This is a genomic window from Mesobacillus sp. LC4 (assembly GCF_053543455.1).
The window spans coordinates 1-13,073 of record NZ_JBGCUB010000016.1; the positions used below are offsets into that span (position 1 = coordinate 1).

The window sequence follows — 13,073 nt, forward strand, 5'->3', positions numbered from 1 at the left end:
GAAGTTTTGTTTAATCAGCTAGAATCCTATCGCAGCTATATTTTAGGCGTGGCAGAGACAGTTTCTGAGGAAGATGCGGAGATTATCCCTTCAGGCTTCAACAATAATATCCGCTGGAACCTCGGGCATATTTACCTTGATCAATATTTGTGGATCCAGGCGGTCACCAAGGAACCCGCAGACGTTCCCGAAGAGTTCATGTCCTGGTTCGGCTATGGCACCTCCCCGGCCAATTTTACAGAGGAAACTCCTTCCGTCAGCGAGTTAAAAGAATTGCTGAAGACGCAGCCATCGAGAATAAAAGATTCTTATGGTGAGCGATTGGAAGAGGAATTCGCCCCAACCGAAATGGGCATGCATACAATCGAGCAAGTCCTGGTGCGGACCATTTTCCATGAAGGCATGCATTTACAGACCATCCTTGATATTAAAAAGTGTATATAATAGGCAAAGAGCACCGGCTCTTTGCCTCTTTTTCCAATCCCCTAATTCAACTCTTCAGCGACCTCGGTTTCGATTTCTGCAATCAATTTTTTGATATGATTGGATGGGTAATCTAGCGCTTTGAGCTCAGCAAAATAAGGAAACATGTCTTTTATATCATCAGCGTAAAAGCTGCCATCCCTCGGCAGGGTGTGGCCGGTTACTTTGAGGGCCCCCTCGCTTCGATCGACCTTCAAGACCATAGGCACTGACATCCCTGAACCTTGCTCAACTTCTGCACCCACTTTATAATACTCCATGATCAATGCCCATAAGTAAATTTCATCCTTCTCTTCGTTGGAAGCTAGTATTTCATATGCAGTGAAGATTTCTCCGTCAAAATTAGGACTCATCACCTCTTGACGTATGTATCTTTCAATTTCCTGTCCATCTTCATCAGACATTGCCATGTTTGAACATCCTGCCAGCAACAAAATCACAGCCAATAAACCCAGAACGTGTCTCTTCACTTCCTTCCGCCTCCTTAAAAATAGGACGATGAAACAGATAAGTTCGATACACGTTTTTCATAAAAAAAGCAAAGAGCCGCGGCTCTTTGCTTTTTTTTACTGATAGATATGCACAAATGGTTCGTCTTGGTCTGGCTTTTTCACGATCAGGGCTTCCTGTCCCAGTACAGATGAAACGCTGATCTGCACGGAAATATAATTAGGGAAGTGTTCCATGACCAGCCCTGTTACATATTGAGTGAAGCCAATTGCCTCGGCTTCGCCATAAAACTGGATCGGTATTTCAATGTTTATTTCCTGAAGCTGGCCATCCAAGTAAAAGCCCTTGCCGATGACGCCGTTGAAGTTAGGGAAATACTCCTCAACATCCTGCTTAAAGTTCTGGAAGAATGTCAGGTCATCCCTGTGTTCCTTCTCCGCTTCATCTGACGGAAACAGGATGTATTCTTCCTTTACATCCTTCCAGCTGCCGATATTGTTGCTGCCCTGGGATACTTCCGCATAGGTGAAAAAGTTGCCAGGTACAACAGAAGAGCGGCTTTCCTGTTCAAACAATCCGATGGTGATCGGGACATTTTTCAACTCGTCGATTCCTCTAATCCTATTGACGACTTCCTGGGCGATTTTCTTCCCTTCCGCTTCAAGAACGGATCGGGAAATATTCTTCTCATATACTGCCCCATATTGTTCCACTTGATAATAGTGAACAGAGTTCAGCGCCAGCCCGATTGCGATGCCGCCAAGCTGGTACGTATCCTCTTTCCCTGATTGGACGAGGTAATTATGCTCGAGGATATGCGCCAGATAAATAGGATTCTTTTTATTCTGTTCATGGGCATCACCCTTCCCAGGATTGGCAGGATTCAGACCCAGATTTTCCACTGTAATCTTTCTATTACTACCTTCTTTTTTAGCCTTAGCCTGTAATTCTTTTTTCTTTTCCTCTACCTGTGCCGGAGTCATTTCACGCTCCAGCCAGGATGATACAGCGCTGCGTTTGAGATACTGGCCTTCTTTAAAGACATACTTGTCTGTCGGGAAAGAATTTTGGGCAACCCGCATCAGTCCCGTTTCGAACTCAGTGATGTCATAACGCGTATTCAGATTGTTGACGACCATGCCGCGAGCTTCCCCTGGCTCGAACGGCATAATGGTTCGGTAGTATTTGTCCGAAATTTTATATTTCGGGATAATCGCTTTTTCCTTTGTTTCATCATCCTTCTCCTGGACGACCTCTTCCTGCTTTTGAAAATTCGGGGCGCAGGCCGTCAGCAGAAGGACAAGAGATAGAGCGACCATTGAGAGCTTCCTCATGGCGTGTACACCTCTTATTTATTTAATTCTTCAAGCATTCTCTCCTCGTTCCACACTTCAATCCCCAGGCTTTCTGCTTTTGTCAGCTTCGAACCTGCGTCTTCACCAGCAATGACTAAATCCGTTTTCTTGCTGACGCTGCCGGATACATTGCCGCCAAGCGCCTCGATTTTTTCTTTGGCTTCGTTTCGGCCCATCTGCTCAAGCTTTCCGGTTAACACGATTGTTTTACCGGCAAAAAATGAATCCGAGTCTGCTGCGCTAACCTTCTTAGGTCCTTTGTATTCCATATTGACGCCAACAGCCTTCAGCTCGGAAACCAGTTCCTTCACTTCATCGTTGTCAAAATAAGTGACGATGGAGTCAGCCATTTTGTCGCCGATTTCATTGATGGCCGTCAGTTCATCCTTTGATGCCTGCATCAGTTTATCCATCGTTTCGAATTCCTGAGCCAATGTTTTCGCTGCTTTTGCACCAACCAAGCGAATACCGAGACCAAACAATAGCTTTTCCAAAGAGTTATCCTTCGTCGTTTCAATCGCTGACAGAAGATTGTTGACGGATTTCTCACCCATTCGCTCGAGTGCCAGCAGCTGATCGCGTGTCAGTTTGTAAATGTCGGCTACATCCTTGATCAGCTCTTGGGCAAACAGCTGGCTGACCACTCTCTCTCCTAGTCCGTCGATGTTCATCGCATCGCGGGAAACAAAGTGAATCAGGCCTTCCCTGATTTGTGCCGGACATTTCGGATTGATACAGCGCAGCGCAACTTCACCTTCAATCCTGACAAGTTCGCTGCCGCATTCAGGGCATTCAGTAGGCATATGGAACTCGACTTCATCTCCTGTCCGCTGCTCGGCAAGGACATTGACGACTTCCGGAATGATATCTCCGGCTTTTTTGATGACGACCTTATCTCCAATTTTGATGTCTTTTTCACGGATCAAATCTTCGTTATGCAAAGATGCGCGGCCAACAGTTGTGCCAGCAACCTGAACTGGTTCAAGAATGGCAGTTGGCGTAACGACACCTGTTCGGCCAACGCTCAATTCGATTTCCTTCAAAGTTGTTACGACTTCCTCGGCAGGGAATTTATAAGCGATGGCCCAGCGAGGGCTTTTTGCAGTGGTTCCAAGTTCAGCCTGCTGGTCGAGCGAATCCACCTTGATGACGATTCCGTCAATATCATACGGAAGGTCAGGTCGTTTTTCGACCCAGCTGTTTACATATTCAATGACACCTTCAATGCTGTCGACTTTCCGGCGCTCTTTATTCGCCTTGAATCCAAGCTTCTCCAGATAATCCAGTCCTTCACTGTGAGCACGGATTCCTGTATCACCGACATTTGCCACACTATACAGGAATACATCAAGATTCCTTGATGCAGCAATCTTAGGATCCAGCTGACGAAGGGATCCAGCAGCTGCATTTCGAGGATTGGCAAATGGCTCTTCCTCTTTTTCTTTCCTTGCTTTATTTAATGCTTCGAATGATTTTTTCGGCATGAACGCTTCACCGCGGACTTCAAGTGACACGGGCTCTTTCAGACGGATCGGCAAAGAGCGGATTGTCTTCAGATTAGACGTAATATCCTCACCTGTCGTTCCATCTCCGCGAGTAGCCCCACGCACGAGCAGTCCATCTTCATAAATAAGCGATACTGCCAGACCATCGATTTTCAGTTCACAAACATAAGCAACAGCGTCGCCAACATCCTGGCGGACACGACGGTCAAAATCTCGCAGGTCCTGCTCATCGAAGGCATTGCCAAGACTCAACATCGGAGTCGCATGCTGGACCTTATTGAACATCGTTAAAATCTCGCCGCCGACACGCTGTGTAGGTGAGTCAGGAGTCTGCAGTTCCGGGTACTGCTCCTCAATTTCAATCAGTTCCCTTAAAAGCCTGTCATACTCCGCATCCGGAACAGACGGCTGGTCAAGAACATAGTACTCATAAGCATATTGATTAAGTAGATTTTGCAAATCCTTGGCTTTTTTTTCAGCACTTTGAAAATCCATAAATCCAGCCCTTTCATAACCGAAAAGCGCAAGCGCCTTGGTCAGCCCCGACAAGCGCTGGAGGGCCTGACAGTGAAGTCGTTCTTTGACTTCATTGGCAGGACCGAAGCGACTCGAGGGGCTAGGCGCTGGAGCTAGACAGTATTCAATGTTATAAAAATAGTTTACGCCTTTGTAATCGGTGCGAACTTGGCCAGCAATCGCTTGATTCCGGTTGGGCTAGGGAATGCGATATCAAGCTCGGTTCCTTCTCCGGAACCTTTTACGCTGACAACGGTCCCTGTTCCCCACTTGCCATGCTGTGCTTTGTCGCCAACCTTCCAATCGACGGCTTCGCCGCCGCTTGCAGCTGCGGCCGGACGGGATACAGCGCCGCGAGTTGGCATGGACGGTCTGGCTGACGTGCCTGGTCTGCCGCCACTCATTGGTGCAGGTCTTCCACCGCTCGTTGGCGCAGGCCTTCTGACTTTTGGCACAGCGTCTTCAACCAAATCGGCCGGTATCTCCTTGATGAACCGTGATTCCGGGTTCATATTCGTACGGCCAAAGAGGGTGCGCATCTGCGCATTCGTGATGAAGAGCTCTTCCTCGGCACGGGTGATTCCCACGTAGGCAAGACGGCGTTCTTCCTCCATCTCATCCTCCTCCATCAAGGAGCGGCTGTGCGGGAATACTCCCTCTTCCATTCCAATCAGGAAGACAACCGGGAACTCGAGTCCCTTTGCTGAGTGCAATGTCATCAATGTGACGAAGTCGGTTTTTTGTTGGCCATCATCATCCAGGCGGTCGATATCAGCAACAAGCGCCAAATCCGTCAGGAACGCTACAAGGCTCTTATCTTCACTGCTTTCTTCAAAGCTCTTTGTTACCGTTAAAAATTCATCTATGTTTTCAAGTCGGCTCTGTGATTCCAGCGATTTTTCCGCCTTCAGCATGTCACGGTAGCCTGTTTTATCAAGTACTTCTTCTACTAGCTCCGTCACCGACAGATATTCCTGCTGGTGCGTGTAGTTGCTGATCAGGTTGCGGAATTCAGCCGCTGCTTTTTCCGCTTTTGGGCTAAGGCCGATCATTTCAATCGTCTCCAGCGCCTGGAACATTGACAGATCATGCATGGTCGCGAAGTTGGCGATTTTATCAATAGAAGTTGAACCAATCGCACGCTTCGGAACATTGATGATCCTCTGCAAACTGATGTCATCATCAGGGTTCGAAATCAGACGAAGATAAGCAAGGATGTCCTTGATTTCCTTTCTGTCATAGAACTTGATGCCGCCGACGATTGAGTAATCGATGTTCGACTTCAGGAAGGATTCCTCGATCACACGGGACTGAGCGTTCGTCCGGTAAAGGATTGCGATATCAGACAGCTTGCGGCCATTGCGAAGCTGCTCCTGGATTTTCCCGATGACAAACTGCGCCTCTCCCTGTTCGCTGTCCGCACGATAGTACATGATCTTGTTACCTTCAGGGTTTTCTGTCCAAAGGTTCTTCGGCTTTCGGTTCATATTGTTCTGGATGACCATATTCGCCGCCAGCAAAATCTTTTTCGTCGAGCGGTAGTTCTGCTCTAGCAAAATCACGCTTGCCCTTGGGTAGTCTTTTTCAAATGAAAGGATATTCGTGATATCCGCACCGCGCCAGCGATAAATCGACTGGTCCGAGTCACCTACTACACATAGGTTCTGGAATCTTTGCGCCAGCAATTTTACCAGCATATATTGTGCCCTGTTCGTATCCTGGTACTCATCCACATGGATGTACTGGAACTTGCGCTGGTAGTACTCCAGCACTTCCGGCACACGGATGAACAGCGTGATTGTAGTCATAATGAGATCATCAAAATCGAGTGCATTATTTTTGCGCAGTCTGCGCTGATATTCCGTATACACATCGCTGACCTTCTGGGAAAAATAATCCCCCGCTGTCTTCGCATATTCCTCCGGCGTAATCAACTCGTTCTTCGCCGAGCTGATCGTTCCAAGGATCGCACGAGGATCATACTTTTTCGGATCCATATTCTTGTCTTTCAAAATCGACTTGATGACAGATTGCTGATCAGTCGAGTCAAGGATCGTGAAGTTTCGGTTATATCCGAGACGGTCGATGTCCCTGCGCAAAATCCTTACGCACATCGAGTGGAACGTTGAAATCCAGATATCGTCTGCCGCGCCGCCCATCATTTTCTGGATCCTCTCGCGCATTTCACGAGCAGCTTTATTCGTAAACGTAATCGCAAGGATGTTATAAGGGTTTACCCCTTTTTCCACCATTAAATACGCAATTCTATGTGTTAAAACCCTAGTTTTACCAGAGCCTGCGCCAGCCATTAAGAGCAGCGGTCCATCCACTGTCTTGACAGCCTTCTGCTGCTCCGGGTTCAAGCCATTCAGTAATTTATCCGTTAAATATTGCACTTGCTCACCACCACCATACAAACATTTGTTCTTATTTTATCTCAAAACAGTGTAACAAACAACTTGTCTATTAGCTTATTTTTTCACAGTAGCTACGGTCTTCAATGCCTCGTCAAGGTTGCTGTAAACAACATTCCCAACGACGATGACATCGGCATGCCTGGCCATCTCTTCTGCCTGCTGCGCAGTTTCAATCCCGCCGCCGTAAAAGAGGACCGTGTTGTCGAGCACACCTTTGGCTGCTTCCACATATTCAGGATTCCCATATGTCCCGCTGTATTCCAAATAAAAAATCGGCAGGTTGAACATTTTCTCCGCCATCATCGCGTAAGCCCGCACATCATCAATCGAAAGCTCGGTCTTCGCCTCAGTCAGCTTGGCCGCCTTGCAATCCGGATTCAGGATGCAATAGCCTTCCATTTTCAGCTCGTCCCAATCCATCAGGTCGCCATACTCCTTGACCGCTTCATGGTGCAGACCTGTGATCCACTGCGGTTTGCCACTATTCAGCACTGTCGGGATAAAATAAAAATCGAATCCCGGCGTGATTGAATCAATCGTCGAAACCTCAAGAATGCATGGAACCGTGTAACGGCGGACCCGGGACATCAAATCAAGGACACCTTCAAGAGTGACTCCATCCGTGCCTCCGACCATGATCGCGTCCGTTCCAGACTCGCAAATTCTATCTAATTCTTCATCAGTTATCTCTTTATTTGGATCGAGTTTGAACACATGTCTCCACTCGCGAACATCGTACATCCTTGAATTGCCCCCATTCTATCTATCCATTCCACCATTATAGCATTTGTTGTGTATATATAAAAAAGGAAACATATGAAAAAAGCGCTCCGAATGTTGGAACGCTTTTTAGTGAAAAATCATAAATCGCGGTGCTTATATTGCTCAGTGAATAATCGTGAAAAAACGTAGAAACTGATTCCGCTGACAATCAACGCGAGATAAATAGGATCAAGTCCGAAGAAGCTGATGATCTCTTTTTCGCCAAGATAGACTGCCAGACTTCCAAGGAATAAGGATGCCAGGCTGCCTGCCGGGGTCGCTTTTTCCCAAATATGCCCGAGCACATAAGGAATGAAGGCACCGCCCGCTCTCAATGTAAAAGAGAACATCAATAGCGTAATAATATCCGACACATTCCAAATCGCAGTCAGCAGTGCGAAACCCGAAACAACATACATCGTATAGCGGACCATTTTTAAGAGTTTCCCGTCAGCTGCTTTCTTGTTGATGTATTGGTGGTAGATATCATTTGTAAAAATGGACCCTGCCGCCAATAAATTACTGGATGCACTCGACATCGTCGCCGAAATCAGTGCGGCGAACAGGATGCCTGTCACCACATCCGGCAGCACCTCCATTGCCAGTAACGGCAATGCATACTGCGCGCCTCTTTCCATTAGCGTTGTCCCGTCGATCTGGCCATTCTCAACCATCCCATACATGAACAGCCCGATGACTGCCGGGATGAACGCGAACAGCACGTAGACGATCGAAGTAATATAGGAAGCTTGCTTCGCAGCCTTTCCGTCCCTGGCTGAGTAATAGCGCTGTACCGCCTCCTGGCCAACCGTGAATGATGCGATATACATGACGACAAGCGCAATGATCGTACCCCAGCCTGCACCATCAACCAGGCTCCATTTGGCTTCCGGGATATTGGCCGTCACCTGATCGAACCCGCCGCCAGCCTGGAGCGTGAACGGAATGATCAGTGCCATCCCGACAATGATAAAAATCCACTGGACTACATCCGTGTAAACAACACTGTACATTCCGCCCATGACGCTGTATAAAGTGACAACTACCGTTACGATGATGACTGAAAAAGTATAGCTCCAGCCGGTCATGACCGATAGAATCGTCGCCGATGCGATGAACTGAACCGCAGTCAGTCCCACCATCGGCAGCAGCATGATAATCGATGTTACGAGTGAATTCGCTTCGCCATATCGCCTGCGGAAGTATTCAGGTACCGTTTTTACTGCCGCTTCGCGCAACATTGGTGCGAGGAACGCCAACACGATGAACGCAATCGCCATCGTGATCACATACCAGACAGCAGACAGTCCCCAGTCTCCATACGCTTTTTCCACCACCCCGAGAGAAGAGCCGCCGCCAACCTCGGTCGCTGCAAGGCTTCCCGCCAGCAGCCACGGACCCATCTTTCGGCCCGCCACAAGGAAATCCTCATTATCATTGATTTTTTTCGAAGATACGTACCCAATCATGATCATAATACCTAAATAAATGATTACAATCGCAATAACCGTTAAACTTGCCCCCATCAACTCACTCCAATATGTATGTATTACCTCCCCCCTACCCTTAACAGTTAGCTATTAACCTGGTTAATTGGCGAAGTTCACAACTTATTTGGCGATTTTTGATTTTTATTGGCGAAGTTCACAACTTTATTGGCGATTTCCGAAGTTTATTGGCGAAGTTCACAACTTTATTGGCGAACTGGAAATAATCAGTGCTTTTTTCCGGTCTTTATATATGATTTAACGAGAAGATATGCACCCGATATAATCCAAAATGAATTTTTATAGCGACTTTGTTATTTATATAGCGAAAATCTGATTATTATAGCGACTTTTCCATTTATATAGCGAAAAAATTACTTTTATAGCGACTTCCCATTTAATATAGCGAATTGGAAATTATCCACGATTTTTTCCAATTTCCCACCGCATAAAAAAACGGAACCACATCTGGTTCCGTCCTCATCAATAAACTATTTCGCTTTCTCAGCGTTTTCCTGCTCTTTCAATCTTTCGAGCGCCATTTCGTACGCATCATTTCCGTAATTCAAGCAGCGTTTGACACGGGAAATCGTTGCCGTGCTCGCGCCTGTTTCGGTCTCGATTTTATGATATGTCTTGCCCTCACGAAGCATGCGGGCAACTTCAAGGCGCTGTGCAAGGGACTGGATTTCGTTCACTGTTGCCAGGTCGTCAAAGAAGCGATACGCCTCATCCAGATCTTTCAGCGATAAAATCGCCTTGAATAATTGATCGAGCTCTTTTCCTCTAAGTTTATCAATTTGCATATAGTTTACCCCTTATTTCGCTCAAATTTGTTATGGTTGAGAGTCGAACGAGACATCGCTGATCGATGGGACAATGTTGATCCATGTTTTCCCGGGAACGAAACCAGCTCTTGCTCCATCCTTATAAGGGACGATCCTGCCAGCTTCATTTTTCCATTGAATCTCATTCACTTTGCCTTTTTGGAACAGATAGCCTTTGCCGCCAGATTTCATGTCGATTTCCCTGCGGCCGGCATTGTCGATGATCCTATGGTCCATTTGCACGACTAGGATGTTGTCGAGCAGAACAGGATCCTTCGATTCCAAATCAACACTTTCTTCACTGCCATTGAAACGGTGATACTTCTGCTGTTCTGCGTCATACTCATAGATTAAATCGAATGACGGCGAACCGTATTTCACCATGAATTCCTCAGCTGGTGTACCTTCAAGGCCTTCTGCTTCCTCACTGCTCAAGAATACTGCAGGAGCCGGTGCTTTATCAAGTTCGTAGCCCTTCTTTTCAGCGCCCTTCACAATATTCTTATAGGTGATATAAGAATTATGAGGTGCTTTGCGGAAATCAGCCCGTTTGAACAAAGTTCCATCGTATTGCATGCCGTTGATGTTATCGATTACTCCGCGTTCAAGCATGTCCTTCGCTTCAGGGCTGTAGCCATGGGCGATGAAAAAGCTGTCAAACCCTGATGCCAGGTCGATAAAGTATTCCCTCGCACTGCGGACCGGTCCAACTTTTTCAGGCTGCTCGCTTTGAAAAATCGCGACGAACCTCGTTACGTCTCCTTCCGCAAGAACCTCGTGGACAATATCAGCATTGTTCAGACCTGATTGCGGCCGTGCCTTTGGATGGTTATTGACCACTACGGCCACCGCCCGGTCAGAACTCTCCTCGTCCGTACCCACCCCGGTCAGCGGGAATTGATATGGAAGCTCCTCCGGTGCCACTACTTCATCTACTTCAACCTGTTTTTCTTTATGTTCTGTTGCTTCTTTTTTCTCTGTCTCTTTACTGCTGCACCCAGCCGTAATTACCATTGCGGCTGCCAGCACAGCGATCCATTTTTTCATGATTCTTGCCACCCCTTGAACTCCAAGTTCGTTCATGGCTGCCTATGTCTAGATGCACTTTTATATTTTAACGCATTATCGTTGGAAAGAGTACCGTTTTTTTCATCACATCATAGATACCCTCCTGTGTGATTCGGATATATGGCAGATGTGTTGAACTAAAGAATAACAGCGAATAAATCGGATCGGCGAACTTATAGCCTTTCTCCTTTAGGTAGCCAAGCAGCTTCTTCTCCTCTGTCATCAGCTCTGTCACAGGATGGCTCGACATGATGCCCTGCAGCCTTAACGGAATCTCCCTGACAGGCATACCATTTTCACAGGCTACAATTCCCCCGCCAAGCTCCTTCATCCTGTTAAAAGCAGCAATCATATCAGGCTTGCTTTTCCCAATCAGAATGATGTCGCCAGTATTGGAGAACGAGCTTGCCAGCCCCTGCAAATCAGTGGCGAACCCTTTCAACATCGTATTGATGCGCCATTTACCATGACGGTCAATCAGCATGAAAAAGCATTCATCATGGTTCGAACTCAGCACTTCATCTGATACATCGATTGAAATCGAATAAGGCTTCGTAATGACCGAGTTCTCCATCTTGATCCCGAACGGCATTGAGAATTGAAGGTCGTCCACCGTCAGGTCCCAATCCATTTTGAGCGGTTCGAAACCCATTTCGTTCCAATCAAGCTCTTTCGCTGCATCAATTGCTTCACCATCGCGCTTCACCCACTGGCCTTTTGCCAGTACGGACACAGGTGTCGGATTCATTTCATCACTCAAAATATTGATGTTTGCCACCCGGCCTGTCGCGATATTGCCGTGAAGATGCTCGAAATTGTAATAACGCGCCACATTGATTGTTGCCATATTATAGGCATCAATGATCGGAACGCCTTTGTCTATGGCAATGCGGATCAATTCATCAATCACACCATTTTCATAAAAAGCGGTCGATGCTCCGTCGGTTGTCATCATGAAACGGTCATAAACAGCGATATCGAGTTCATGAATTTCATCGAGCAATTTTGGTAAATCCGGACGGATCGACGAATGCCTCAAGGACACCATATATCCCTGCATCAGCCTTCTTCTGACTTCCTCGCCAGTCATCGCCTCATGGTCGCAATCTGCGCCGAACAGCATCATCTTCGCCAGCGTCTTTTCCGATGCACCAGGGAAATGCCCCTCGATTTTCTTGTGATGGCGCTTCGTTTCCTGCATCCAATGGAGGATCATGTCATCGCCATTCAATAGCTTCGGCCAGCACGTCAGCTCCCCTCCCTGGACGACATTCTCATGCTCAAGCCATGCCCTCACATTGCTGTTCGAGAAGACTTCCTCCTCATGCTGGATTTCAGTCTGCGCATCAAAACGGCACCACCAGTACATCGTGACAGGATTGTCATTCAGCTCATTAATAAAAGAAAACGCTTTCTTTTTACCTAATTGCAGAGCCAGTACCATATTGTCGTTGATCAGTGTCGTCGTCCCCGTCTGCGATGCATAGGCAGCGAAAGAATGGGGATTATAAAGTTGAAATGGATGGGCATGAGGTTCAATATAGCCCGGCACCAGCTTCATCCCGGTGCAATCCACTATTTCACATTGCTTTGTATTTTCAGGCAGGTTTTCACCAACATACACAATCCTGTCATTGTAAATCCAAATGTTCGCAGTCATCCACTTGCGGAATGTCTGGTTCAAATATGTCGCGTTCTTCAATAAGACCGTCGGTGAAAGGGTGCCGTCCAAAACAGCAGCATGGTCGCGTAATTGTTTGTTTTTCCATCGATAACGTTGTTCCATACCATGATCCCCTTTTCTCTCTATGTTAAAAAAAGTAAGTGTAAGCCCTTACATTATTGTACTATCGTAACATATTTCGCTGTTTAACGCATTAAAGAATTTCAAATTAACTGTAAAAAATGGAGTAAAGGAGCGAAGAGTAAATGAATGTACGCCCGAATATTGGAATCATCAACGCACTCATCAGGATTACAGCTGGTCTGACAATCCTGGCATGGTCAACTTCAAAAATGGTGAAACGTCCGTGGAAGGATTCCTATATTTTCATGGCAATGATGGGTGCCATGAAAGTCGGCGAAGGAATCGTCCGCTATTGCCCGCTGACAGCTGCATATGAAAAAGGCCAGGACATGATGGAGGATCGGAACGCGGAAAACGCGGATTCTGAAGGCTGGATACCGTACAACCCGAGTTAAA

At 46.9% G+C, this 13,073-nt stretch carries 11 protein-coding genes; 2 read left to right on the forward strand and 9 right to left on the reverse strand.

Features of this window, described 5'->3' with window-relative positions; translation table 11 throughout:
• Window positions 1-444 (forward strand): DinB family protein (locus AB5I83_RS22885; RefSeq protein ID WP_448978741.1); only part of this gene is annotated, 444 nt, incomplete at its 5' end.
• A 41-nt stretch (window positions 445-485) separates the two neighbouring features.
• Here AB5I83_RS22885 and AB5I83_RS22890 read toward each other — a convergent pair.
• From AB5I83_RS22890 to AB5I83_RS22930, 9 genes are all read right to left on the reverse strand, one after another.
• Entirely contained in the window at window positions 486-953 is a 468-nt protein-coding gene (locus AB5I83_RS22890) for a hypothetical protein (RefSeq protein WP_448978743.1), read from the reverse strand.
• 96 nt (window positions 954-1,049) lie between these two features.
• Window positions 1,050-2,267, reverse strand: a complete 1,218-nt coding sequence (locus tag AB5I83_RS22895; protein ID WP_448978745.1) for a CamS family sex pheromone protein — start codon at window positions 2,265-2,267, stop codon at window positions 1,050-1,052.
• A 14-nt stretch (window positions 2,268-2,281) separates the two neighbouring features.
• Window positions 2,282-4,288, reverse strand: a complete 2,007-nt coding sequence (ligA, locus tag AB5I83_RS22900; RefSeq protein WP_448978747.1) for an NAD-dependent DNA ligase LigA — start codon at window positions 4,286-4,288, stop codon at window positions 2,282-2,284.
• 164 nt (window positions 4,289-4,452) lie between these two features.
• Window positions 4,453-6,705: a DNA helicase PcrA gene (gene pcrA, locus AB5I83_RS22905; protein WP_448978749.1), complete on the reverse strand. Its 2,253-nt coding sequence runs from the start codon at window positions 6,703-6,705 to the stop codon at window positions 4,453-4,455.
• Between the two features lie 75 nt (window positions 6,706-6,780).
• Window positions 6,781-7,467, reverse strand: coding sequence for a heptaprenylglyceryl phosphate synthase (locus AB5I83_RS22910; RefSeq protein WP_448978751.1), 687 nt, complete (start codon window positions 7,465-7,467; stop codon window positions 6,781-6,783).
• 119 nt (window positions 7,468-7,586) lie between these two features.
• Window positions 7,587-9,014: a sodium:solute symporter family protein gene (locus AB5I83_RS22915; RefSeq protein ID WP_448978753.1), complete on the reverse strand. Its 1,428-nt coding sequence runs from the start codon at window positions 9,012-9,014 to the stop codon at window positions 7,587-7,589.
• Between the two features lie 452 nt (window positions 9,015-9,466).
• Complete coding sequence (locus tag AB5I83_RS22920; RefSeq protein ID WP_023626236.1) at window positions 9,467-9,781, reverse strand: YerC/YecD family TrpR-related protein; 315 nt, start codon at window positions 9,779-9,781, stop codon at window positions 9,467-9,469.
• A gap of 30 nt (window positions 9,782-9,811) precedes the next feature.
• Window positions 9,812-10,849: a DUF3048 domain-containing protein gene (locus AB5I83_RS22925; RefSeq protein ID WP_448978755.1), complete on the reverse strand. Its 1,038-nt coding sequence runs from the start codon at window positions 10,847-10,849 to the stop codon at window positions 9,812-9,814.
• 67 nt (window positions 10,850-10,916) lie between these two features.
• Window positions 10,917-12,656, reverse strand: coding sequence for an adenine deaminase C-terminal domain-containing protein (locus AB5I83_RS22930; RefSeq protein WP_448978757.1), 1,740 nt, complete (start codon window positions 12,654-12,656; stop codon window positions 10,917-10,919).
• 143 nt (window positions 12,657-12,799) lie between these two features.
• On the opposite strand from AB5I83_RS22930, the gene AB5I83_RS22935 reads away from it, so the two are divergent.
• On the forward strand, window positions 12,800-13,072 hold the full coding sequence (locus tag AB5I83_RS22935) for a YgaP family membrane protein (protein WP_448978758.1): 273 nt from the start codon (window positions 12,800-12,802) through the stop codon (window positions 13,070-13,072).
• The last annotated feature ends 1 nt before the right edge of the window (window position 13,073 follow it).